We start from the raw sequence: 23,916 nt of genomic DNA on the forward strand, positions 1-23,916 counted from the left end.
GCCCGGCTTTTCTGATGGCGATATTGGCTAATGCTTAAGGCACGTCGTAACCCAGCGCCGCCTTGCGGATGCGGAACCACTGTTGGCGGTTCAGCGTCAGTTCCTGCGCCTTCAGCGCCGAACGCACACGCTCAATCTTGCCGGAACCGATGATCGGCAGCGGCGCAGACGGCAGACGCATTACCCAGGCGTACACCACCTGCTCGATAGACTCTGCACCGATTTCCTGCGCCACCGTCTGCAATTCATCACGCAGCGCCTGGAACTCTGCGTCGCTGAACAAGCGCCCCCCGCCCAGACAAGACCAGGCCATCGGCTTGATGCGCAATTGCTGACATTGATCCAAGGTACCATCCAGAATGGCCGGCTGATGGATCGGTGAAATCTCAACCTGATTGGTGACCAGCGAGAACGGCAGACGCGATTGCAGCAACGTAAGCTGCGCCGGCGTGAAGTTGGAAACACCGAAATGGCGCACCTTGCCGCTTTTGTGCAGAGCGACAAAGGCTTCCGCCACTTCATCGGCCTCCATCAGCGGATCAGGGCGATGAATCAGCAGCAGATCCAGATAGTCGGTATGCAGAAGCTCCAGTGAACGTTCGGCGCTGCGCACAACATGATCGCGGTCGGTGTTGTAATGGCCGATGGGGTTGCCCGGTTTGGCAGTAGTGGCGATCCCGCATTTAGACACCAGTTCCATCGACTGACGCAGCGACGGCTTGAGACGCATCGCCTCGCCGAACGCCTGTTCGCAGGCATAGCCGCCATAAATGTCCGCGTGGTCGGCGGTGGTGACACCCAGTTCGATATGCTGTTCGATAAACGTCAGCAATTGCTGCGGCGTCATGCCCCACTCCATCAAACGCCAATATCCGCAAATCAAGCGGGAAAATTCAGGCCCCTGCGGCGCGAGTTGAATACGGTTTACCATCGTTAAAACCTCATGACATTGTTTGATGTCAGCATACACAAGCGGATAAGAGCGTGGGAAGCGGAAAGCTGCGTTAACGTGCGGCAGATCAGGAATGGCTCAGAACAGCGACGGCTGTTCCGGTTGCGGTTCATCAGGCTGTTTATTGGCGCGTTGCAGGCGCAGGAAGCGTTGATGGCACAGGCGCAGCACATCGCGTTTTTGCGCGTCGCTCATTTGCATCCAGCCAAAACGCTCCTCGCGACTGCGCAGGCAGCCACGGCAAAAACCGCGTTCATCGGCCTGGCAAATGCCGCGGCACGGGCTGGGGATGTCGAAAAACTCAAGTTGCTGCGGCACACGTCCTCCTGCATTCTCTTGCTAATTGAAGACGCCATTGGCACCGCTGGCAAGTGACTTTTCAGTATGGCGGCGAAAATAGTCGCGCAAATAGTGCAGCGCCTGCCGATTTTTCTCGGGCATCGCCCTTTCCAGCGTCAGCGCATGCAGCCGCAACGGCGCAGGCCGCCATTCCGGCATCAGTTGGATAAGCTCCCCGCGCTGCAATTCGTCCTCAATTTCATTCAGCGGCTGAACCGAGATCCCGAGGCCGCTGCGAGTAAAGGCACGCATGACGGTCATGCTGTCGCTGACAATCTGCCCTTCCGCCAGCCGTAATTTAAGCTGCTGCCCGCTCAGGTGGTGCAAATCCAAATGTGTGCCGCTGTAAATACCAGAAATCCAGCGGTGTTGCATCAAAGCCTGCGGCGTCTCCGGCACCCCATGCTGGCTGAGATAACGCGGTGCGGCGCAAAGCACCATCGGCCACTCGGCCAGCGGGTGGGCGATCATATTCGCATCTGCCAACTGGCGGTTGACCCGCAGCGCGATATCGATTCGCTGCTCAATCATGTCGACGATCCGATCGTCCGCCAGTACGCGCAACGTCAGTTTGGGGTGCGCCTGCAACAGCGGCGCCATCGCCTCCGCCAGCGGGCGGCCGCCAATACCGATTGTGGTAGCGATACGCAGTTCACCCACCAGGGTGTCACGCAATTCCGCCAGGCGCTGTTCCGCCTGTTGCGCCTGAAACAACATCGCTTCGCAGCCGGGATAGAACGCCGCACCGGCTTCGGTGAGCGCCAATCGCCGCGTGGAGCGGTGCAATAACGGCACGCCGAGCGCTTTTTCCAGCGAACGCATATGCTGGCTTACCGCCGATGGCGTCATGCTCAGCCGCCGGGCGGCACCGGCCAGTGACCCTTCCGCCACCACGGTGGCGAATACCGCCATTCGATTCAGTTTATCCACGATTATGAAGTTTTACTTAATCAAGAAAGCATGAATATGGCACTAATCAGGTCTATTGTTAAGTACTAGAGTATAGCTAATCTCGCAGGCCAGGCTGGCCTGCCCCCACAGACAAACCCTATTTCTGACAGGAGCAAACAGATGAAAGTAGCCATTATTGGAGCAACCGGTTTTGTTGGCCGCCGCGTGGTAGACGAAGCGCTGGCGCGCGGCTTGCAAGTGACGGCGATTGCACGCCAGCCCAAGGTTCTGCCGGACACCGCCAACCTGACCGTAGCGCTGGGTGACATCGCCGACACCGAATGGCTGGCGAAACAGCTGGCGGGCCAGGACGCGGTGATCAGCGCCTATAACCCTGGCTGGGCGGAAGAGAATCTGTACGAAAAAACCAGCACCGGCGCGCAGAAAATCCTGAACGCAGTGGAAAAAGCCGGCGTTAAACGCCTTTTGGTGGTCGGCGGTGCCGGCAGCCTGGAGGTCGCACCGGGCGTCGAACTGGTAGACACCCCTCAGTTCCCGGAAAATATCCGTCCGGGCGCGCAGGCAGTGCGTGATTTACGCAACAAACTGCGCAATGGCTCTCCACTGGACTGGACCTATCTTTCCCCTGCTGCGTTGCTGGAACCCGGCAAGCGCACCGGCCAGTTCCGCCTCGGCACCACCCAGTTACTGATGAATGGCCAGGCACCGGCCGGCATCTCGGTAGAAGATTTGTCGGTAGCCATTATCGACGAGATCGAAAAACCGCAGTTTATTAAAGCGCAGTTTACCGCTGCTTATTAATCACCCCGGCAGACCGCGAGGAACGCGGTCTGCCGGCTGTAAACTAAACCAAAATTAAACGAACCCGCCACCATTCTGAATCTCTAAGGTTTTCTTAAGTTTCATCCTGTAAATTTCAGCGCATTACTCATTATCAGGATTCAGATTCGGCAATGTGGTTACGTCAACGCTTACAGTGCAACAGCCTGGGGTTTATCCTCGCCAGCGCCTTGTTTTTCACTCTGTTCCAGAACGCGTTATTCCTGCATAAGGCCTGGTCGTATATCAATTTCGATAACGTCCACAACCTGATCTTCGCCGCCACCATGCCGGTAGTGATTTTCTGCGCACTGAACATTATCTTCAGCGTATTGACCGTGCCTTTCCTGCGCAAACCGCTGATGATTTTCTTTCTGCTCGGCAGCGCAACCGCCAACTACTTTATGTTCAGCTACGGCATAGTTATCGACGGCAACATGATGCAAAACGCCTTCGAGACCAATCCGCAAGAAGCAACGGCGCTATTGACGCCGCGAATGGGGTTGTGGCTGGCGCTACTTGGCATCTTGCCTGCGGTGTTGGTGTGCTTTACCGACATCCGCAAAACCCGTCCGTGGTGGTATATGGCCGGGCTGCGTGCCGCCAACGTGATGCTCTCGGTGGTGGTGATACTGATTATCGCCGCGCTGTTTTATAAGGATTACGCCTCGTTGATCCGCAACAACAAAAGCGTGGTGAAAATGCTGACGCCATCGAACTTCGTTTCCGGCACCCTCAAGTTTACCCAACAGCGCTATTTTACCCGTAACCTGCCGCTGGTGAAAATCGGCGAAGATGCACGTAAAGGGCCGCTGATCGCCGGACAACAAAAGAAAACGCTGGTGGTCCTGGTCGTGGGTGAAACCGCCCGCGCCGAGAACTTTTCGCTGGGCGGCTACGAGCGTGAAACCAACCCGCGCCTCAAGCAAGACAACGTGGTGTACTTTAAAAACACCAGTTCCTGCGGTACCGAAACCGCGATCTCTGTCCCCTGCATGTTTTCCAATATGCCGCGCAAAGATTACGATGCCACTCTGGCGACCCACCAGGAAGGCATGCTCGACGTACTGGCGCATGCAGGCGTCAATGTTCTGTGGCGCGAAAACGACGGCGGGTGCAAGGGCGCCTGCGATCGCGTACCGCACGTCGATATGACCAAGCTGAAACTGCCGCAGGATTGCGACGGCGACGTCTGTATGGATAACGTGCTGCTGTATAAGCTGAATGACTATATCAACGGCCTGAAAGACGATAGCGTGATCGTGCTGCACCAGATGGGTAGCCACGGGCCGGCCTATTTCCGCCGCAGCACGCCCGAGTTCCAGAAGTACTCGCCAACCTGCAACAGCAATCAGATCCAGGATTGCACCCATGAGCAGTTGGTGAATACTTATGACAACTCACTGCTGTATACCGACGCCATGCTGGACGACACCATCAAGCTGCTGCAACAGCACAGTGACAAGTTCAATACCGCGCTGGTTTACCTCTCCGATCACGGCGAATCCCTGGGTGAAAATGGTATGTACCTGCACGGTACGCCTTATGTGTTCGCCCCCAGCCAGCAGACCCACGTTCCTTTCCTGATGTGGATGTCCGCCGACTATGAGCGCAACTTCAAGGTTGATCGCCAGTGTCTGAGCAACATGGCCGAAAAGGATGAGATCTCGCAAGATAATCTGTTCCATACCCTGCTCGGTATGCTGAACGTGCAAACTCGCGAGTATCAGTCGCAACTGGATATTTTGCAGCACTGCCGCAGCGGAGCATGAAGGCTTAACTTCTGCCTCCCGCTCGGGCAAAATACCGCACTTCGTCACCGGCGTTTTTACGCCGGTTTTTTTATTGTTATTGACCTAGACCAATCGGTCTATTATGCTTATCCCCATTATGACAAAACATGCACATTGCCCTGTAGATACCCGTGAACATCTGCTCGCTACCGGCGAGACACTTAGCCTGCGCCTGGGTTTTACCGGCATGGGGCTGAGCGAACTGCTGACCACGGCGGGTGTGCCGAAAGGCTCGTTCTATCACTATTTCCGCTCGAAGGAAGCCTTCGGCGAGGGAATGTTGCAGCGTTATTTCGAACACTACGACACTGAAATGCAACGGCTGTTTAGCGACGATAAAAGCGACGCTCGCCACCAGCTGCTGAGCTATTATGCCCAGGCGATCAGCTTCCATTGCCGCAGCGAATGCCATAACGCCTGTTTGGCGGTGAAACTCTCAGCCGAAGTGAGCGACCTGTCGGAACCCATGCGCCACGCGTTGGAAACCGGCACCGCACGGGTGATTGGTCATCTGCAGGATGCCATCGAGCGCGGCATCCGCGAAGGATCGCTGTCTATAACCATGAGCCCGGCGGCCACCGCAGAAACGCTGTATTCGCTGTGGCTTGGCGCTTCGCTGCGTGCCAAAATCCGCCGTTCGGTCGCCCCGCTGACCAGCGCGCTGGAAAGTATTGAATTGCTGTTGCGCCCGCCGCAGCCGTAAACGCAACACCCGAGCTTTACCGAAAAATCACCCTGTTGGGCAGCTGTTTAACTCGCACTAGTCGACCGGTCTATTAATATAGGATGCACTATGAAGATTGAAAAATTGTTCTCCCCGCTGAAGGTTGGCTCTGCAACTTTGCCAAACCGCGTGTTTATGGCCCCGCTGACGCGTCTGCGCAGCATTGAGCCTGGCGATATTCCAACGCCGTTGATGGCGGAATATTATGCCCAGCGCGCCAGCGCCGGGCTGATCGTTACCGAAGCCACCCAGATTTCTTTCCAGGCGAAAGGCTATGCCGGCGCTCCGGGGCTGCATACCCCAGAGCAGATCGCCGCGTGGAAAAAAATCACCCAGGCCGTACACGATAAAAACGGCCATATCGCCGTTCAGTTGTGGCATGTGGGCCGCATCTCTCACACTAGCCTGCAACCGGGCCAACAGGCGCCGGTAGCCCCTTCCGCGATCAATGCCGACACCCGCACTACCGTGCGCGACGAAACCGGTGCCTGGGTACGGGTTCCAACTTCTACCCCGCGCGCGCTGGAAACCGAAGAGATCCCGGGCATTATCAATGATTTCCGCCAGGCAACCGCCAATGCGCGTGAAGCCGGTTTCGACTTTGTCGAATTGCACGCGGCCCACGGTTATCTGCTGCACCAGTTCATGTCGCCAGCCTCCAACCAGCGCACCGATCAGTACGGCGGCAGCATCGAAAACCGCACACGCCTGACGCTGGAAGTGGTCGACGCCACCATCGCAGAATGGGGTTCAGATCATATCGGCATCCGCATTTCGCCGTTGGGCCCGTTCAATGGTCTGGATAACGGTGAAGATCAGGAAGAAGCGGCGCTGTATCTGGTCGAAGAGTTGAATAAGCGCAACATCGCTTTCCTGCATATTTCCGAACCGGACTGGGCCGGTGGCAAGCCTTATTCCAACGCCTTCCGCGATTCAGTACGCGCCCGCTTTAAAGGGGTGATTGTCGGCGCAGGTGCCTACACCGCCGAGAAAGCCGAAGAGCTGATCAACAAAGGCTTTATCGATGCGGTGGCCTTCGGCCGCAGCTATATCGCCAACCCGGATCTGGTCGAGCGTTTCAAACAGAACGCACCGCTGAACGAACCGCAAGCGGAAACCTTCTACGGTGGCGGCGCCGAGGGTTACACCGATTACCCTACGCTGTAAGTAAGATGAAAAGCCCGCCGGTGTGCAAATGCCGGCGGGCTTTTTGCTGTTTATCGGCAAAGCCGCTGGCGCGGGTAAAGGTCGCTATCTGTCGAACAATGCAAGTGAAATTAATGGGTCACCAACCTCGCCCAACGTGCGATCTCATTGGCATCGACAGTACTCATTATTTCCCGAAACCAAACGGTAAATCTATCTGGGCTCCGTTTTATCTCATCGGTTAATTGCTGGATATCCATCCACAACCAGCTATGGGCTTCTGCAGGATCCCCCTGAGGTTCGCCATCAAATAATCCCACGTAAATATGATCGAACTCGTGCTCAATTAAGTCGCCCGGCACCTCTGACCGATAAATGAAGCTGGAGACCTGCCGCAACTCGCTGCTGAACCCCATCTCCTCCTGTAGCCGACGCTGCGCCGCGGCTGTCGTCGCCTCTCCCCAGCGCGGGTGGCCACAGCAGCTGTTGGTCCATAATCCACCCGAATGATATTTACTGAAAGCTCGTTGTTGCAGCAGTAAACGCCCCTGGCTATCGAATATGAAAATTGAAAACGCCCGGTGCAACAACCCTTGCTGATGTATCCGCGTTTTTGTTTGCGAGCCGATGGAATTATCATCGGCATCAACCAGAATCAGCATTTCATCCATTAATGGCCTCCTTCGGCAAGAGCGATGACTTCGTACTGATAAAAACCTGACCAGACTCAAATTTGCGATCCAACCCTGGCCTGCTACCAGGCCCCGATCCCCTTGAGGGGGGTTAATAGTACTTATTTCCCTGATTCGACCGACAGCATACTGTGCGGTTATCATCAGCATAGTCGATGCACTGGTGACGTTGTCACCTTTATCTTCATGCCTTAGCCATGTCGATACATTGAAATCCCTTATACGGCAACGCTATACTGGATTGGCTTCAATCCATTCGCCGTTGACGACGGCACACCCAATCAGAGGAATTATGCGCTTACTCCATACCATGATCCGCGTCGGTGACCTGCAACGCTCCATCGACTTCTATACCAAGGTATTAGGCATGCGCCTGCTGCGCACCAGCGAGAACCCTGAATACAAATACTCGTTGGCCTTTGTCGGTTATACCGATGAAAGCGAAGGCGCAGTGATTGAGCTGACCTATAACTGGGGCACCGACAGCTACGAAATGGGCACCGCGTTCGGCCATCTGGCGTTGGGCGTCGACGATGTGGCCGCCACTTGCGACAGTATTCGCAGCGCCGGTGGTAAAGTGAGCCGTGAAGCCGGGCCGGTCAAAGGCGGCACCACGATTATCGCCTTTGTCGAAGATCCGGACGGCTATAAGATCGAACTGATCGAGAACAAACATGCCGGTCAGGGTCTCGGCCACTGAGACCGATAAGGGGCGCTTTCGGCGCCCTTCTTGTTATGCCTGCGATAACCGCCTGCAACCGGGCGTAAAATTTGCCATAATGCGCGCTGTATTCGATGAAGATAAGAAACTGATGGCCGAAAAAAGTGATCTTAACGCCCTGAGTGGTCGTTTTCGTGGGTTTTATCCCGTAGTGATAGATATAGAAACCGCCGGATTTAATGCCAAAACCGACGCGCTGCTGGAGATTGCCGCCGTTACGTTAAAAATGGACGAAGAAGGCTGGTTGCAGCAGGATGAAACCCTGCACTTTCACGTTGAACCTTTTGAAGGCGCTAACCTGCAACCCGAAGCGCTGGCATTCAACGGTATCGATCCACATAACCCGTTGCGTGGCGCAGTCAGTGAATACGATGCGTTGCACACCATTTTTAAAGCGGTGCGTAAAGGCATCAAGGATCGCGGCTGTAACCGGGCGATTATCGTGGCGCACAACGCCAACTTTGATCACAGTTTTCTGATGGCCGCAGCAGAACGCGCAAGCCTGAAGCGCAACCCTTTCCACCCATTCGCCACCTTTGACACCGCAGCGCTGAGCGGGCTGGTGTTGGGGCAAACCGTGTTGGCCAAAGCCTGTATTGCCGCCGATATTCCGTTCGACAGCACCCAGGCGCATTCGGCCTTGTACGACACCGAACAAACCGCTCAACTGTTCTGCGAGCTGGTTAACCGCTGGAAACGCCTTGGCGGATGGCCGCTGGCCATCGGTGATGCTGACACTACCCTATAGCTTTCAAGTTGCAGCCAGGCTGCCCAGCCAGCTCATCCCCAGGCGCTTACTTCAGTCAAGTAACTGGGGTGACAAATGCTGCTCACAGCGGCCCCGAAGGGGTGTGGCCCATGGAAGGGCCACATAACTGAGTGCAGGTAACAACGCTGCAGCTTGAAAGATGACGGGTATAAACTACAAATAAATCGGGCGGCCCAGTAGCACTGGCGCCGCCCGATGTCTTATTGCAATAAACCCGAGTCGTTATGGCTGCTGGTCTTCTTGCTCTTTATACTTCTCTGCCGTTTCTTTGATCAGCTGCTGCAGTTCGCCGCGCTGATACATTTCAATAATGATATCGCAGCCGCCTACCAGCTCACCGTCTACCCACAGCTGCGGGAAAGTCGGCCAGTTGGCATATTTCGGCAACTCGGAACGGATATCCGGGTTCTGCAGAATATCAACGTAGGCAAAGCGCTCACCACAAGCAGACAATGCCTGTACCGCTTGCGCAGAGAAACCGCAGTTTGGCAGTTTCGGTGAACCTTTCATGTACAGCAAAATAGGGTTCTCACCGATCTGCTGTTGAATTTTTTCAATCGTCGTCATTTATTGCTTCCTCAAGCCACATCTCATGGCTACAACATGCATCACACTGGCTATTGTAGCGGCTGGAACAGTCGCAAGAAAACGCCATCTTTTGCAAGGGCATTCCCCCGTTGCCAATCGCGTCTCACCGGCAAGGCCATTCCGGTTAAAACATACGCTCAGAATAACATTTTTAATCCGACCATTTCACTAATATATTTTTCCGTCGCTCAGCACCTTTTAATAATTCCGGCAACGGGGAAAGGTGATTTTTTATACATCAATGGATTGATTTTTCAGCGAAAAAAATGCCGTTAACGTTTTCTCACAATATGGATTATCATTTATGAGTTCTTCGCTGTTTTATATGGCGAAATTGGGGAATACTGTCATTCTTTCGATATCTGTTCCGGGGCCAAGGTTGGTAACGTCGACATGCGTTTAATTCTTACGCTTTTTGTGCTGTTGTTTACACAGCTATTCTTAAATCTGGCGCACGCTGCGCCACAGGCGCGTGTTGCCGCCGAGCAGCGCAAGAGCCACGTTAATGAAGCTCGGCCGGATGACCGCAAGAAAAAGAAAGCGGCAAAGACCAGCAAAAAAGTGAAAGTCACTGCGCCGCAAAAAACTGCCAAGGTTTCCAAAGCCAAAACAGAGAAAACCGCTAAAAAGATCGTTAGCGCCAAATCGAAACACTCAACCCAGAAAATAGCCAAAATCAAAGTAACCCCGCCGAAAAAGGGTTACAAAAAAGGCTATGGCCGCCACCGGGAAGCCGGTATGGCCACCGCCAAACTGGTGCGTGACGATAAGCCACTGAAACTCAGCCCGGCGCACAAAAAGCGCTATCAGCACGCCAAGCAAACCGCCATGGCCAAGCTGATGGATCAAATGGGCAAACCTTATCGCTGGGGCGGCACTTCGCCGAGAACCGGCTTCGACTGCAGCGGCCTGATTTATTACGCCTATAAAGACGTCGTGAAAATCAAGATGCCGCGCACCGCCAACGAGATGTATCACCTGCGCGACGCAGCGCCGATCAAGAAAAACGAACTGGAAAGCGGTGACCTGGTATTCTTCCGCATCAACAACCGCGGTGTGGCCGATCATGTCGGCGTCTATCTGGGCAACGGCAAATTCATTCAGTCTCCGCGTACCGGCGAGGAAATCCGTATCAGCCAGCTGGACAACGACTACTGGCAAAACCACTACATTGGCGCGCGCCGTGTGGTAACGCCGAAAACCATTCGATAATATCCCCCGCGGCTGGCACTCTCCCAGCCGCCCCCTCGCAAGCTACTGCAATCACTGTAATCGTTCTGGCCTTCGGTGCTTTCGCCGTGCTCTGACCACAGTGTAACGAACCCACATGAAAAATTTCCGGGCATGGGTGTGGCTGGCTATTTGTGAAAAATATGACGTACTGGCGGGAAAACGCGAACAGGCGCAGCGGACTGCGCCAGTGTGACAACCGGGGATCAGTTCAACGCCGCGGTGAAGCTAAAAGCAATAATAACGGCCAGCGCGCACACAGTAGTGAACAGTGACATTTTCAGATCGGTATCCATTACAACTCCTTTTCAGACGGGTTTTCCCAAGGATAAAAGGCACACAATTAATGCGTCAAACCATTTTCCCACAGTTAGGGAATAAAATCTTGTTATCATTTCCCGGTTTATAATACCGATTACCTCTTCCACTTTGGCTCAATATGGGACAAAATTCGCAGTTCACAACTGCGTACCGGCAAAAATGCCCCTCCTTGACCAAACGCTGACGACTTCAACACACTAAAAACTCAGCTTCGCTTATTTGGAAGAAGGATCTACGCAGGCAAACGATTAACATCACACTTACATGCTGCAACATGTGAGTTCAGGAGTCATTCTTTACATGGCAACGATTAAAGATGTGGCCAAACGCGCTGGCGTTTCCACCACCACCGTTTCGCACGTCATCAATAAGACTCGTTTCGTCGCCGAAGAGACTAAAGCGGCCGTCGGGGCCGCGATCAAAGAGCTGCATTATTCTCCCAGCGCCGTGGCGCGCAGCCTGAAGGTCAATCACACCAAATCTATTGGCCTGCTGGCCACCTCCAGCGAAGCGCCCTATTTTGCCGAAGTGATCGAAGCGGTGGAAAACAGCTGCTACAGCAAAGGCTATACGCTGATCCTGTGTAATTCGCACAATAACCTGGACAAGCAACGCGCTTATCTGGCGATGCTGGCGCAAAAACGCGTCGATGGCCTGCTGGTGATGTGCTCGGAATACCCGGATCAATTGCTGGGGATGCTGGAAGATTACCGTAACATCCCAATGGTGGTCATGGACTGGGGCGCAGCACGCGGTGATTTTACCGATACCATTATCGACAACGCCTTCGAAGGCGGTTATCTGGCAGGCCGCTATCTGATCGAGCGCGGGCACCGCGATATTGGCGCCATTCCGGGCCAATTGGCGCGCAATACCGGTGGAGGTCGCCATCAGGGCTTTTTGAAAGCCATGGAAGAGGCCAATATCGAGGTACGCGACGAGTGGATTGTTCAGGGCGACTTCGAACCGGAATCCGGCTACAAGGCCATGCATCAGATATTGTCGCAGAAACAACGCCCAACGGCGGTATTCTGCGGCGGCGATATCATGGCGATGGGCGCTATCTGTGCCGCCGATGAGCTGGGGCTGCGAGTACCGCAGGATATTTCAGTCATTGGCTACGATAACGTGCGCAACGCGCGCTATTTCACCCCGGCGTTGACGACGATCCATCAGCCCAAAGAGCGTTTGGGTGAGATGGCGTTCACCATGCTTCTGGATCGCATCATCAGCAAGCGCGAAGAGTCACAGGTCATTGAAGTGCATCCGAAGCTGGTTGAACGCCGCTCGGTCGCAGACGGCCCCTTCATCGATTACCGCCGCTAGTCACTCACTATCGCCGGGAGCCAAAGCGGTTTCCGGCATCACTTCACTCAGCCATTCCTGGTTCAAGGTTTCACTGTCCCCCAGGTAGTCCAGTAACCAGGCCATCGCCGGCGACGGGGTATTTTGCTGCCAGGTCAGGCAGCATGGGCTGGCGGGAAATGGCTGCTGCAGTTGCAACGCCACCAATTCGCCACGCTGCACCAACGGCAGCACCTGATGCGCAGGCATCATGCCAACGCACAAGCCAGCGCACAAACAGTCCACCGCAGATGCCCAATCCGGTACCACCAACCGCCGCTGGTTATCCAACGTCCAGGTAACACGTTTGGGCAGATTGCGCGAGGTATCCTCCAGACACAGGGAAGGGAAAGGCCGGAGCTGATCATCGTTCAGCAGGCCATCCAACGCCGCCAAAGGATGCTGCGGGCTGGCGACACACAACCAGCGCATATCGCCCATGTCACGAAAGGCAAAGCCGCCGCCGACAGGCACCGCTCGCGTAGCGCCGATCGCCATATCGGCGCGGCCGTCCACCAACGCATCCCACACGCCGTTAAACACTTCCGGTTGGATCAGCAACTCAACATCGGGGAAATGACGGTAAAAATCCAGCACCAACTGGCGGCTACGCTGCGGCTTGACGATGATATCCACGGCAATTTTTAATTGGCCGCGCCAACCATTGGCCACCTGCTGGCACTGCCTGCGAGTGTCGAGCATTTTTTTGATGACACCGCGCGCCTCCTGAATAAATATCACGCCGGCCGGCGTCAGTTCTACATCACGATGACGCCGCTCAAATAGCGGAACCGCCAACCATTGTTCCAGTTGCCGTACGGTATAGCTAACTGCCGAAGGCACCCGGTGCAGTTCCTGCGCCGCCGCACTGAAGCTGCCGGTGCGGGCGACCGCATCCACTACGTCAAGAGAATATTCAGACCACATGGTTTTTGCCTTCAATTTTTTTAACAGCACTTCGCAAATATTACCGTTTCACAAGCAGAGATCCAGCCGGATACACTTGCCGGCGCTAAAAACCTGCGACAATAAAATACTAATGAGAAATACCATGCGAAATTCCTTTGGTTTTATGTTCTATCTTGCCGGCCTGAGCATGCTGGGTTACCTGGCCACCGACATGTATCTGCCCGCCTTTGGCGTCATGCAGCAGGATCTGCAAATTTCCGCCGGCGCAATCAGCGCCAGCCTGAGCATTTTCCTGGCCGGTTTTGCCTTTGCTCAACTGCTCTGGGGGCCGCTCTCCGATAATTTGGACCGTAAACCCGTGCTGCTGATCGGCCTGGCGTTGTTTGCCCTGGGCTGCCTCGGCATGCTATGGGTGCAGAATGCCGTCCAGTTGTGGTCATTGCGCTTTATTCAGGCGATCGGTGTGTGCTCAGCCGCCGTCACCTGGCAGGCGTTGGTCATAGACCGCTATCGTGAAGGCAAGGCCAATCGCGTATTCGCCACCATTATGCCACTGGTCGCACTTTCACCTGCACTGGCACCCTTGGTAGGGGCCTGGCTGCTGAACCACATGGGATGGCGGGCAATTTTTGCCGTTCTACTGGGTATCACCGTCATTTTGCTGCTGCCGACGCTGTTGCTGAAGGAAAGCGCCAAAAGCGCGCCATCTGCCCAACAGAAAAACTCCCTGAGCTTCTTCCAACTGCTGAAATCGCCGGTATTCAGCGGCAACGTCACCATCTTTGCCGCCTGCTCTGCCGGTTTTTTTGCCTGGCTGACCGGCTCGCCGTTTATTCTTGGCGATATGGGTTACAGCCCCAATGATATTGGCCTGAGTTATGTCCCGCAGACACTGGCATTCTTGTTAGGCGGTTACGGTTGCCGTACGGCGTTAAATCGCATTAACGGCAACACCCTACTGCCGTGGCTGCTGGTAGGTTATGGCATCAGCATGGTGGCGTTATATCTGGTGGCAACAATGACCGAGCCTACGCTGACCACATTATTGATTCCATTCTGTCTGATGGCGCTGGTCAACGGAGCCTGCTACCCGATCGTAGTGGCGAATGCGTTGATGCCCTTCCCGGAAGGGACGGGTAAAGCCGCAGCCCTGCAAAATACATTGCAGTTGGGGTTGTGCTTTGTCGCCAGCCTATTGGTTTCGGCCTTTATAGCCCAACCGCTGTTGGCGACGGTAACGGTAATGGTTTCAACGGTCGTATTAGCCGCGTTGGGCTATATGTTGCAACGGGGAAAAGTGGTTGATGATGCACAGACGGTGCGACAGAAACATGCTAACTCTGCGTCATAATTACCATAACTAATAATCACTTAAAGAATATTTTTGCCGAGTGCGATTTACTGTTGAGTCAGCGCCTCGGCAAGCCTATACTCAAAACGACCTTTTAAAATAACACTTTTATAATCTTATTATCACAAGTAGCTGTTGTGTACGCGTAAGGCGTCACACTTTTTTAAGGATTTGTTTATCCCGTGCCTATTGCGCTGGAGTCTTCTTAAAATTTTCCTCTGTTCATAGTCGGATATCAGACGCCAAGGTGACTTTTCATCGTAGGTAAACGTATGCACCCACAGAAATTGTCTAAGCTATTTTCTGGCGGGTCATAAGTCAGAAGAAGGTGATGGAGAAGCTATGAGTTCATCGTGTATAGAAGATGTGAGCATTCAAGACAACCCATGGTACCGTATCGCTCATGAAATGCTCAACATGGCCGGTATTGAAATAAACGGCTCACGCCCTTTCGATATTCAGGTTAAAAACCCTAATTTTTTTAAACGCGTGCTGCAGGAAGGTTCTCTCGGCCTGGGCGAAAGTTATATGGACGGCTGGTGGGAATGCGAACGGCTGGATATTTTCTTTCAACGCGTAGTCAGCGCCGGCCTTGAAAAGAAACTCCCCCACCATTTGAAAGACACTCTGCGTATTGCCGCCGCGCGATTAACCAATTTGCAATCGAAGAAACGCGCCTGGATTGTCGGTAAAGAACATTACGATCTCGGAAACGATCTTTTTACGCTGATGCTCGATCCCTATATGCAATATTCCTGCGCCTATTGGAAAGAGGCGACCACGCTCGAAGAAGCGCAGGAAGCCAAGCTGCGAATGATTTGCGAGAAACTGCAGCTGCAACCAGGCATGAAATTACTGGATATAGGTTGTGGTTGGGGAGGTCTATCCGCCTTTGCGGCGAAAAACTATGGCGTTTCCGTTGTGGGCGTAACCATCTCCGCCGAACAGCAAAAGCTGGCGCAGGAGCGCTGCACCGGGCTGGACGTTGAAATCCTGCTAAAGGACTATCGCGACCTGCACCAGCAGTTTGATCGCATTGCCTCCGTCGGCATGTTTGAGCACGTTGGCCCAAAAAATTATCGCACCTACTTCAAGGTGGTAGAGCGTAATTTAAAACCGGACGGCCTTTTCCTGCTGCATACCATTGGTTCGAATCGGACAGATATGAATGTTGACCCGTGGATCAACAAATATATCTTCCCGAATGGTTGCCTGCCTTCAATCACGCAAATAGCCAAAGCCAGCGAGGGGCGTTTCGTGATGGAAGATTGGCACAATATTGGCGCCGATTATGATCGTACGCTGATGGTCTGGTATGAACGCTTCAGGCAGGCCTGGCCGCAGTTGGCCCAGCGTTATTCAGAACGTTTCGAACGCATGTTCAGCTATTACCTGAATGCCTGTGCAGGGGCATTCCGTGCGCGCGATATTCAATTGTGGCAGGTAGTGCTTAGCCCGAAAGGCATTGAAGGCGGTATCCGCGTCCCACGCTGATTAATGCAATAAAGAAACGACCCCGGTTTGCACCGGGGTCGTTTTATATTATTCGCTAACCAAGGGTTGATCAGCCGCAATAAACCCGAATGATTTTATCATCGCTGTCGCCCAGGAAGTTCAGGCGACGCAGGTTGAAGTCCATAGTAACGGCCGAATTGTACGGAATAGCGCGTACCTGAGATTCAATCTGAACGCCTTCCAGCGCCGACATCGGTTTACCGACGTAACTCTGGTATTGCGCTGCACCACAGGTATCATTTTCTGCATCAACGGCCTGATTGGCCGTGTCCTGCTCAGGTGAACTGCTACAGGCACTCAGCGCCAGCAGCGCCGTTAACATTAACGTTTTCCCATAAAACTTCACGCGGTTACTCCTCTGTGGTTATTGTCCGTCAGATCTTCTGCGCCAGCGCGCTCGCCGTCGCCATTGCCGCTTCGCGGCTCGCCAACACCCGCTCAACGGTGTCTACCACCGCCTGCGTTTGTGGATCGATCTCAATATTCACCTTGTCACCCAGGCGTTTTTTGCCCAGCGTGGTACGGTCAAGCGTTTCCGGGATCAGATGAACGCAGAAACGGTTATTCACCACCTCTCCGATCGTCAGGCTAATACCGTCAATGCCAATAAAACCTTTGTGCAGAACGTATTTCATCAGTTCCGCATCCGGCATGCGCAGCCATACCTGGCGATTATTTTCGGAGGTATAAATCTTGGCGACTTCCGCCGTGCAGATAATATGGCCGGACATCAGGTGGCCGCCAATTTCATCGTTAAATTTGGCCGCCCTTTCGATATTGACCACGTCCCCCAAAGCCAGCTCGCCGAGATTGGTCAGGCGCAACGTTTCTTTGATCAGATCAAAACTGACGCGGTTGCCTTCCACCGCGGTGACGGTAAGGCAGCAGCCGTTATGGGACACCGACGCCCCGAGCTCCAGCCCTGGCAGCAGTTCCGCAGGCATCTCGATGACGTGGGTGCGGAAGTTGGATTTTTCATCAATGGCGACCAGCGGCGCGGTGCCTTGTACGATACCGGTGAACATGTGAGCCTCTTCTTTCTGAAAATGTTTTAAAGCGCTTGGGGCAGTTTGCCCCAGTTGGCGTGGAAAACCAAACCCGGGGAGGCAAAAAGTCCGCGCCTGCGCATTTAATAACTATTTCGTCACAACATTTGCTTAACGACGCCGAGCGCGTACAATCTTTTGGACAAAATTCCGCTATTTTTAATTGTTGTCCTTTCGCGACGACCCTCCCTCAATCATAAATAATATAGAAAAGGTGTATGCGTGCAGAAGTACTTCATTGAAGCGCGTAGTTTATTGGCCCTCGCAATTCCGGTAATCATCGCGCAAATATCACAAACCGCAATGGGTGTGGTCGATACCATTATGGCCGGAGCTTATAGCGCCACGGATATGGCCGCCGTCGCCGTCGGTACCTCTATCTGGCTACCGGCCATTCTGTTCGGCCACGGCCTGCTGCTGGCGCTGACTCCGGTAATCGCACAGCTTAACGGCGCCGGCCGCCGCGACCGCATTGCTCATCAGGTACGCCAAGGGTTTTGGCTGGCTTCTGCGGTCTCTGTCCTGATCATTTTCGTGCTGTATAACAGCAAGTTCGTGATCGACATGATGCACAATATCGATCCGCAGTTGGCGGATAAAGCCGTTGGCTACCTGCATGCCATCATGTGGGGCGCGCCGGGCTATCTGTTCTTCCAGGTGCTGCGCGGCCAATGCGAAGGGTTGTCGAAAACAAAACCCGGCATGGTGATCGGCTTTCTCGGCCTGCTGGTCAATATCCCGATTAACTATATTTTCATCTACGGCAAGTTCGGTATGCCGGAGCTGGGCGGCGTCGGCTGCGGCGTGGCGACCGGCAGCGTCTACTGGTTCATGTTCCTGGCAATGCGCTGGTATGTAAAACGCGCACCGTCGCAACGTGACATCCTGCCGCACGAAGGCAGCAACCGCAGACCGGATTGGCCGGCGATGAAACGCCTCATCGGCATCGGTCTGCCGGTGGCGTTGGCGCTGTTTTTTGAGGTGACGCTGTTCGCCATCGTCGCCCTGCTGGTCTCGCCACTGGGCATCGTTTCCGTGGCCGGGCATCAGATTGCGCTTAACTTCAGCGCATTGATGTTCGTGCTGCCGCTGTCGCTTGGCGTCAGCGCTACCATTCGCGTCGGCTTTCGGCTCGGCGAAGGTGCGGTCGAAGGCGCGCGGATTGCCGCCTATGCGGCTATCGGCGTCGGCATTCTGATGGCCTGTTGCACCGCGCTGTTTACCGCCACCTTCCGCGAACAAATCGCCCTGCTGTACAACGACAGCCCGGCGGTAGTGGCCATGGCATCGCACCTGATGTTGCTTGCGGCCATTTATCAGATTTCCGATTCTATTCAGGTGATCGGCAGCGGTATCCTGCGCGGTTATAAAGATACCCGATCGATCTTCTTCATCACCTTTATCGCTTATTGGGTGCTGGGCCTGCCAAGCGGCTATGTGTTGGCGCTGACCGATGTCCTGGTGCCGGCAATGGGGCCAAGCGGATTCTGGATTGGCTTTATCATCGGCCTGACCTTTGCCGCCTTCATGATGGCGGCGCGCATGCGCTGGCTCCAAAAACAGCCTGCTGCGCTGATCCTGCAGCGTTCCGCCCGTTAAACTTCGCCACCGGCCGGTTGATTCGGCCGCCGGTGGCTTCTTCGTCCATGTTTGCAGAAAAAAACGCCGCACTGCACACAAGCTCATCAATCGCGTGAAATACCGGATAAAATTACGTTTTTCTCCTTGCCAGCACGCGGGTAGCTCGTTAATATTCGTCCCCGCTGTCAGCCATGACAGACAGGAAAAGATGCGTCCGTAGCTCAGTTGGTTAGAGCACCACCTTGACATGGTGGGGGTCGGTGGTTCGAGTCCACTCGGACGCACCAAATTCCTAAAGCAGTACAGTGCGTCCGTAGCTCAGTTGGTTAGAGCACCACCTTGACATGGTGGGGGTCGGTGGTTCGAGTCCACTCGGACGCACCAAATTTCTAAAGCAGTGCAGTGCGTCCGTAGCTCAGTTGGTTAGAGCACCACCTTGACATGGTGGGGGTCGGTGGTTCGAGTCCACTCGGACGCACCAAATCATTATTTCCTCAGGTTCACCCTTTCTGTTCGATACTTCCATTACCCTAAACTGCCCATGCGATCGCGTAAGTTTGCTTTTCTAACCGCTAGCCGTACCCGATATCATCAGGGCTAACACCTTTTCAGGACAGGTTTAATGCTGACATTTACCGCTGAGACTCCGTTTGAAAAACTCGACAATGGCCTCCTCCGCCGCCAGGGCATAATGAGCAATGGCGCCCAGGCTGCAGAAGTCAAATTCGAAGCTGGCACCTTCGGGCAATTGCAAAAGCGGGAGCATTCATTGCAAACGCAGGTAGTTGCCGGTGAATTTGAATTCACCGTTGGCGGTGATACTCAGATCCTGGTGGCCGGTGAAACGATCGTCATTCCCGCCAACACCGCCAGCGGGTGCTTCTGTCTGACCACCGGCACGCTGCTGGAAATCATCACGGCAGATTGATTATGGCAATTGTGGCGTTCACAGTAAGGTTATTTGCGCAACAAACACCTGCTGGTGATTTGCATTTGCGCCACATTTGCTGCTGATTTGACGGTTCCGCCGTTGATCACCGGTTTTTTATTTTGTTTCCCGTCGCTTAGCCTTTATAATGCGCAACGTCTTTCAGTTGAATGGTTTCAGCCCTTGATCTGCGAAAACGCAATAACAACACATTTTCATCTCATCATGTTGCGCAGCATCCCTACGCCCCGGCGCGGGCTGAATTTTTCCGCCCCATTTCAACTCTGGTCACCTATCCTTAACTGTGTTTTGCACCACCAGGCGCGACTCAAATTCCATACCGGTGGCCTGGCCGCTGGTTTTATTCGTTTTTTTATCCATCACAACTTGTAGAAAACTCCGTCATGAAAAAGACCAAAATTGTTTGTACCATCGGTCCAAAAACCGAATCGGAAGAAATGCTGACCAACCTGCTCAATGCAGGCATGAACGTAATGCGTCTTAACTTCTCCCACGGCGATTACGAAGAACACGGCAACCGCATCAAGAACATGCGCGCAGTAATCGCGAAAACCGGTAAAAACGCCGGCATCCTGCTGGACACCAAAGGCCCGGAAATCCGCACCATGAAGCTGGAAGGCGGTAAAGACGCGGCGCTGGTCGCCGGCCAGACCTTCACTTTCACTACCGACCAGAGCGTTATCGGCAATAACGAACGCGTTGCCGTTACCTACGCCGGCTTCGCCGCCGATCTGAAAATCGGCAATACCGTGCTGGTTGACGATGGCCTGATCGGCATGGAAGTCACTAACGTGACCGAGAACGAAGTGATCTGTAAAGTGCTGAACAGCGGTGACCTGGGCGAAAACAAAGGCGTTAACCTGCCGGGCGTTTCCATTCAACTGCCTGCGCTGGCTGAAAAAGACAAACGCGACCTGATTTTCGGCTGCGAGCAAGGTGTCGACTTCGTTGCCGCTTCCTTTATCCGCAAGCGTTCAGACGTGCTGGAAATCCGCGAACATTTGAAAGCCCACGGCGGCGAGCAGATTCAGATCATCTCCAAAATTGAAAACCAGGAAGGCCTGAACAATTTCGACGAAATCCTCGAAGCCTCTGACGGCATCATGGTAGCTCGTGGCGATCTGGGCGTAGAAATCCCGGTAGAAGAAGTGATCTTCGCGCAGAAGATGATGATCGAAAAATGTAATCGCGCACGTAAAGTGGTGATCACCGCCACCCAAATGCTGGATTCGATGATCAAGAACCCACGCCCTACCCGTGCTGAAGCCGGCGACGTGGCGAACGCCATTCTGGACGGTACTGACGCCGTTATGCTGTCAGGCGAGAGCGCCAAGGGTAAATATCCGCTTGAAGCCGTGACCATCATGGCCACCATCTGCGAGCGTACCGATCGTGTGATGCCAAGCCGTATTGACAGCCTCAATGACAACCGCAAACTGCGCATCACCGAAGCCGTCTGCCGTGGTGCCGTTGAAACCGCAGAAAAACTGGACGCGCCATTGATTGTGGTTGCCACCAGCGGCGGTAAATCAGCCAAATCCGTGCGTAAATACTTCCCTAACGCCGTGATTCTGGCCCTGACGACCAACGAAGTCACTGCCCGCCAATTGATCCTGACCAAAGGCGTTACGCCGCAAATGGTCAAAGAAATCGCCTCTACCGACGACTTCTATCGCATTGGCAAAGAAGCTGCGCTGGCCAGCGGCCTGGCGCAAAAAGGCGACGTTGTGGTGATGGTTTCTGGTGCTCTGGTCCCTAGCGGCACCACCAATACCGCCTCGGTACACGTGCTGTAATATAAAACGTGACATAATTGTCTTGACCAAAACGCCGCTTTGCGGCGTTTTTTTTAGCAGTAGTAAACTGTTTTCTCAAAAACGCAACCGCCGATTGCTCATTATTTAGCTAATTACAAATCGGAGTTGTCCCATGGAATCCAGCTGTTTTCCCTAGATTTTTTAACTATTTCTCAAAAGAAGATGCAAGTTTGAGCGAACGATCAAAATAAAGCACTCCAATACAAAAAAATTATTCTCTTTCGAAAAAAGTTTGTGTAATACTTGTAACGCTACATGGAGATTAACTCAATCTAGAGGGTGTTATAATGAATCGTACTAAACTGGTACTGGGCGCGGTAATCCTGGGTTCCACTCTGCTGGCAGGCTGCTCTAGCAATGCTAAAATCGATCAACTGTCTTCTGACGTTCAGACTCTGAACGCTAAAGTTGACCAGCTGAGCAACGACGTGAACGCAATCCGTTCTGACGTTCAAGCAGCTAAAGACGACGCAGCACGTGCTAACCAGCGCCTGGACAACCAAGCTCACGCTTACAAAAAGTAAGATAGCTTCGGTTATTGAAAACGGCGCACATTGTGCGCCGTTTTTTTTGTTTGCAATTCCTCTTTCCCCTCGCCTCAGGCGAAAAAAAGGGTCCAGCACGCTGAACCCCTCAGAATTATCAGTTATAACCCGTTTTTAATTCACTGAGCTGATAGGTGCACCCTTGAACAGGCCCTTATTCGCTTCCTGCGGGGCTACAGGCGCCAGAGATACCTCAGATGGGTTCTGCCCCAGGTTAACCAACACCGGCATGCCAGAGCGGCGTACAACCGCACTGTCGAACACTGCACGATCGGTCTGCGTATCCTCAACAAAGGTTCTTTCGGTTTTGGACAGCGTAATCGGCATAGTCTGCGGGTCATCGCTTTCGGTTCTCGACAGCGGTTGATGAACTTCGACATAACGCTTGCCATCCGGCTCCACGGAAATTTTCACCGGATCGTTAATCACCTGCACGCGGGTGCCGCGCGGCACCATGTTGAACAGCGCTTCGATATCCTTCGGACGCAGGCGGATGCAACCGGAGCTGACGCGCATGCCAATACCGAAATTGGCATTGGTGCCGTGAATCAAATACTCGCCGTGCCCCATAGCCAGACGCATGGCAAACAGCCCCATGGGATTGTTAGGGCCGGCCGGTATGACCGCCGGCAGCGTCACGCCTTTCGCCTGATAACGTTTACGGATGTTGGCCGTTGGTGTCCAGGTCGGGTTCGGGATCTTCTGGCTGACTGAGGTCACCTGAAGCGGAGTATGCATGCCGGTCTGGCCAATACCGATAGGATAAACGATGACTTTATTCTCGCCTTTCGGGTAGTAGTACAGGCGCAGTTCGGCCAGATTGACCACTATCCCCTCACGCTTGGTGTCCGGCAGCAACATTTGGGTCGGGATGGTTAATACCGAACCCGTCTTGGGCAGGAACGGATCCGTACCTGGATTGGCCTCCAGCATGCCCAGCAGACCAATTTGATAGTCGGCGGCAATCGCCTCCAGTGGGCGGCCATCGTTAGGTACGGTATAAGTGGTGTTCTCGCCAATCAGGCGGCTATCCGGCGGCGGCAGCGGGTACTCGGTCGCGCTGGCGGCTTGGGTGCCTGTCAGTACGGTGGCGAATAGCATGCCCATTAAACTCAACGCACGTTTCATTATCATCCCTATATGCTTATTACGGTTCGGCCACAAGGCTAGCTGGCACCTGACGGCAGGTAAATCAGACAATACCTGATTAATACTAGCAACGCTGGCATTAAAGGCAATAAGTCCTCTAAAAATCAACATGTTATAACGTAATCGCACAATAGGATTGTCAGTGGAACGTCAATGAGTAAGCTGCTGAAATATCACTGATTTGCTGTACTTACAGGGGTATTGGAGGAGGTTTGTAAAGGCTCGTTGACACAAGAAATATATTCAACGCATCAATAAGCCCTTTTGGATATCAAAGCAGGATCACGGCAACTGGGCGGCCTTGATGCGGATAGCGCGGATCATCGCCTCCAGCCCTTGGGAACGCGAAGGCGTCAAATGCTGACTAAGCGCCAACTCGGCGAAAAAGGGGCGAACATCAAGCTCGGTGATCTGCTGCGGCGTCATTTGGTGATACAGAATAAACACCACCGCCAGCAACCCTTTGACGATGGCTGCGTCGCTGTCGCCGTGAAATTCGACGCGCCCTTGCTCGTCGGTATGCATCACAATCCACACTTGGCTCTGGCAGCCGGAAATCAGGTTACCCACCTGGCGTTCGGCCTCGTCAAGCGCCGGCAACTTCGCACCCAGTTCAATCACATACAGGTACTTATCTTCCCAGTTGAGGCAACGGGAAAAATTACGTACCAATTTATCTTTATCCGGCAAGTTCGCCATGAGGA

General features: G+C 53.8%; 26 protein-coding genes and 3 tRNA genes. 18 read left to right on the top strand and 11 right to left on the bottom strand.

Going from position 1 to position 23,916, the window contains the following annotated elements; all coding sequences use genetic code 11:
• Positions 1 to 34: 34 nt before the first annotated feature.
• The 3 genes from QZQ97_RS07040 to QZQ97_RS07050 all read right to left on the bottom strand — a co-directional run bounded on the left by QZQ97_RS07040 (position 35) and on the right by QZQ97_RS07050 (position 2,221).
• Positions 35 to 931: an aldo/keto reductase gene (locus QZQ97_RS07040; protein WP_311992868.1), complete on the bottom strand. Its 897-nt coding sequence runs from the start codon at positions 929 to 931 to the stop codon at positions 35 to 37.
• A 99-nt stretch (positions 932 to 1,030) separates the two neighbouring features.
• Positions 1,031 to 1,270, bottom strand: coding sequence for a DUF1289 domain-containing protein (locus tag QZQ97_RS07045; RefSeq protein ID WP_013812685.1), 240 nt, complete (start codon positions 1,268 to 1,270; stop codon positions 1,031 to 1,033).
• A gap of 21 nt (positions 1,271 to 1,291) precedes the next feature.
• Positions 1,292 to 2,221 carry a LysR substrate-binding domain-containing protein gene (locus tag QZQ97_RS07050; protein WP_311992869.1) on the bottom strand — a complete coding sequence of 310 codons (930 nt, stop codon included), beginning with the start codon at positions 2,219 to 2,221 and terminating at the stop codon, positions 1,292 to 1,294.
• Between the two features lie 141 nt (positions 2,222 to 2,362).
• Between QZQ97_RS07050 and QZQ97_RS07055 the strand changes: the two genes are divergently transcribed.
• The 4 genes from QZQ97_RS07055 (at position 2,363) to QZQ97_RS07070 (ending at position 6,706) form a co-directional block, all read left to right on the top strand.
• Positions 2,363 to 3,004: an NAD(P)-dependent oxidoreductase gene (locus QZQ97_RS07055; RefSeq protein WP_311992870.1), complete on the top strand. Its 642-nt coding sequence runs from the start codon at positions 2,363 to 2,365 to the stop codon at positions 3,002 to 3,004.
• A gap of 152 nt (positions 3,005 to 3,156) precedes the next feature.
• Positions 3,157 to 4,794: a phosphoethanolamine transferase EptA gene (eptA, locus tag QZQ97_RS07060; protein ID WP_311992871.1), complete on the top strand. Its 1,638-nt coding sequence runs from the start codon at positions 3,157 to 3,159 to the stop codon at positions 4,792 to 4,794.
• 103 nt (positions 4,795 to 4,897) lie between these two features.
• Complete coding sequence (locus QZQ97_RS07065; RefSeq protein ID WP_311992872.1) at positions 4,898 to 5,518, top strand: TetR/AcrR family transcriptional regulator; 621 nt, start codon at positions 4,898 to 4,900, stop codon at positions 5,516 to 5,518.
• Positions 5,519 to 5,608: 90 nt separating this feature from the next.
• Positions 5,609 to 6,706 (top strand): alkene reductase, encoded by a 1,098-nt coding sequence (locus tag QZQ97_RS07070; RefSeq protein ID WP_311992873.1) that lies wholly within the window; start codon positions 5,609 to 5,611, stop codon positions 6,704 to 6,706.
• Between the two features lie 110 nt (positions 6,707 to 6,816).
• Here the strand turns inward: QZQ97_RS07070 and idi are convergent, their stop codons facing one another.
• A complete protein-coding gene (gene idi, locus QZQ97_RS07075) occupies positions 6,817 to 7,356 on the bottom strand; it encodes an isopentenyl-diphosphate Delta-isomerase (RefSeq protein ID WP_166728784.1) in 540 nt (179 codons plus the stop codon).
• A gap of 313 nt (positions 7,357 to 7,669) precedes the next feature.
• Between idi and gloA the strand changes: the two genes are divergently transcribed.
• The gene (gloA, locus tag QZQ97_RS07080; RefSeq protein ID WP_166728783.1) at positions 7,670 to 8,077 is read left to right on the top strand and encodes a lactoylglutathione lyase; all 408 of its coding nucleotides are present in this window, start codon (positions 7,670 to 7,672) and stop codon (positions 8,075 to 8,077) included.
• A 79-nt stretch (positions 8,078 to 8,156) separates the two neighbouring features.
• Entirely contained in the window at positions 8,157 to 8,846 is a 690-nt protein-coding gene (rnt, locus tag QZQ97_RS07085) for a ribonuclease T (RefSeq protein ID WP_311992874.1), read from the top strand.
• Between the two features lie 243 nt (positions 8,847 to 9,089).
• On the opposite strand, the gene QZQ97_RS07090 is transcribed toward rnt, so the two are convergent.
• On the bottom strand, positions 9,090 to 9,434 hold the full coding sequence (locus tag QZQ97_RS07090; protein WP_013812676.1) for a Grx4 family monothiol glutaredoxin: 345 nt from the start codon (positions 9,432 to 9,434) through the stop codon (positions 9,090 to 9,092).
• Positions 9,435 to 9,848: 414 nt separating this feature from the next.
• Between QZQ97_RS07090 and QZQ97_RS07095 the strand changes: the two genes are divergently transcribed.
• A complete protein-coding gene (locus QZQ97_RS07095; protein ID WP_311992875.1) occupies positions 9,849 to 10,667 on the top strand; it encodes a C40 family peptidase in 819 nt (272 codons plus the stop codon).
• A 224-nt stretch (positions 10,668 to 10,891) separates the two neighbouring features.
• On the opposite strand, the gene cydH is transcribed toward QZQ97_RS07095, so the two are convergent.
• On the bottom strand, positions 10,892 to 10,981 hold the full coding sequence (gene cydH, locus QZQ97_RS07100; RefSeq protein ID WP_004943739.1) for a cytochrome bd-I oxidase subunit CydH: 90 nt from the start codon (positions 10,979 to 10,981) through the stop codon (positions 10,892 to 10,894).
• A gap of 325 nt (positions 10,982 to 11,306) precedes the next feature.
• Between cydH and purR the strand changes: the two genes are divergently transcribed.
• Positions 11,307 to 12,332 (top strand): HTH-type transcriptional repressor PurR, encoded by a 1,026-nt coding sequence (gene purR, locus QZQ97_RS07105; RefSeq protein ID WP_065506178.1) that lies wholly within the window; start codon positions 11,307 to 11,309, stop codon positions 12,330 to 12,332.
• Here purR and punR read toward each other — a convergent pair whose 3' ends face one another.
• A complete protein-coding gene (gene punR, locus QZQ97_RS07110) occupies positions 12,333 to 13,277 on the bottom strand; it encodes a DNA-binding transcriptional activator PunR (protein WP_311992876.1) in 945 nt (314 codons plus the stop codon). It abuts the gene before it with no gap.
• A 124-nt stretch (positions 13,278 to 13,401) separates the two neighbouring features.
• On the opposite strand from punR, the gene punC reads away from it, so the two are divergent.
• Entirely contained in the window at positions 13,402 to 14,610 is a 1,209-nt protein-coding gene (gene punC / locus QZQ97_RS07115) for a purine nucleoside transporter PunC (protein WP_311992877.1), read from the top strand.
• Positions 14,611 to 14,952: 342 nt separating this feature from the next.
• On the top strand, positions 14,953 to 16,104 hold the full coding sequence (gene cfa / locus QZQ97_RS07120; protein WP_311992878.1) for a cyclopropane fatty acyl phospholipid synthase: 1,152 nt from the start codon (positions 14,953 to 14,955) through the stop codon (positions 16,102 to 16,104).
• A gap of 70 nt (positions 16,105 to 16,174) precedes the next feature.
• Here cfa and QZQ97_RS07125 read toward each other — a convergent pair whose 3' ends face one another.
• Both QZQ97_RS07125 and QZQ97_RS07130 read right to left on the bottom strand, forming a co-directional pair.
• Positions 16,175 to 16,471: an I78 family peptidase inhibitor gene (locus QZQ97_RS07125; RefSeq protein ID WP_311992879.1), complete on the bottom strand. Its 297-nt coding sequence runs from the start codon at positions 16,469 to 16,471 to the stop codon at positions 16,175 to 16,177.
• Positions 16,472 to 16,499: 28 nt separating this feature from the next.
• The gene (locus QZQ97_RS07130) at positions 16,500 to 17,150 is read right to left on the bottom strand and encodes a riboflavin synthase (protein WP_065506175.1); all 651 of its coding nucleotides are present in this window, start codon (positions 17,148 to 17,150) and stop codon (positions 16,500 to 16,502) included.
• Between the two features lie 243 nt (positions 17,151 to 17,393).
• Here QZQ97_RS07130 and QZQ97_RS07135 point away from each other — a divergent pair, with 243 nt between their 5' ends.
• The 8 genes from QZQ97_RS07135 (at position 17,394) to QZQ97_RS07170 (ending at position 22,042) form a co-directional block, all read left to right on the top strand.
• Positions 17,394 to 18,770, top strand: coding sequence for an MATE family efflux transporter (locus QZQ97_RS07135; RefSeq protein WP_311992880.1), 1,377 nt, complete (start codon positions 17,394 to 17,396; stop codon positions 18,768 to 18,770).
• Between the two features lie 192 nt (positions 18,771 to 18,962).
• Positions 18,963 to 19,039, top strand: a tRNA-Val gene (locus QZQ97_RS07140).
• Between the two features lie 20 nt (positions 19,040 to 19,059).
• Positions 19,060 to 19,136, top strand: a tRNA-Val gene (locus tag QZQ97_RS07145).
• A 20-nt stretch (positions 19,137 to 19,156) separates the two neighbouring features.
• A tRNA-Val gene (locus QZQ97_RS07150) sits at positions 19,157 to 19,233 on the top strand.
• A gap of 141 nt (positions 19,234 to 19,374) precedes the next feature.
• On the top strand, positions 19,375 to 19,680 hold the full coding sequence (locus QZQ97_RS07155; protein WP_311992881.1) for a cupin: 306 nt from the start codon (positions 19,375 to 19,377) through the stop codon (positions 19,678 to 19,680).
• A 33-nt stretch (positions 19,681 to 19,713) separates the two neighbouring features.
• The gene (locus QZQ97_RS07160) at positions 19,714 to 20,073 is read left to right on the top strand and encodes a hypothetical protein (protein WP_147417737.1); all 360 of its coding nucleotides are present in this window, start codon (positions 19,714 to 19,716) and stop codon (positions 20,071 to 20,073) included.
• An 11-nt stretch (positions 20,074 to 20,084) separates the two neighbouring features.
• Complete coding sequence (gene pykF, locus QZQ97_RS07165; RefSeq protein ID WP_311992882.1) at positions 20,085 to 21,497, top strand: pyruvate kinase PykF; 1,413 nt, start codon at positions 20,085 to 20,087, stop codon at positions 21,495 to 21,497.
• Positions 21,498 to 21,805: 308 nt separating this feature from the next.
• A complete protein-coding gene (locus QZQ97_RS07170; RefSeq protein WP_004943717.1) occupies positions 21,806 to 22,042 on the top strand; it encodes a major outer membrane lipoprotein in 237 nt (78 codons plus the stop codon).
• A gap of 135 nt (positions 22,043 to 22,177) precedes the next feature.
• Here QZQ97_RS07170 and QZQ97_RS07175 read toward each other — a convergent pair whose 3' ends face one another.
• A complete protein-coding gene (locus QZQ97_RS07175; protein ID WP_311992883.1) occupies positions 22,178 to 23,191 on the bottom strand; it encodes a L,D-transpeptidase family protein in 1,014 nt (337 codons plus the stop codon).
• A gap of 303 nt (positions 23,192 to 23,494) precedes the next feature.
• Positions 23,495 to 23,911, bottom strand: a complete 417-nt coding sequence (sufE, locus tag QZQ97_RS07180; protein ID WP_311992884.1) for a cysteine desulfuration protein SufE — start codon at positions 23,909 to 23,911, stop codon at positions 23,495 to 23,497.
• Positions 23,912 to 23,916 lie beyond the last annotated feature (5 nt).

The sequence above is a fragment of the Serratia sp. root2 genome, from assembly GCF_031931805.1.
GTDB lineage: Bacteria > Pseudomonadota > Gammaproteobacteria > Enterobacterales > Enterobacteriaceae > Serratia > Serratia inhibens.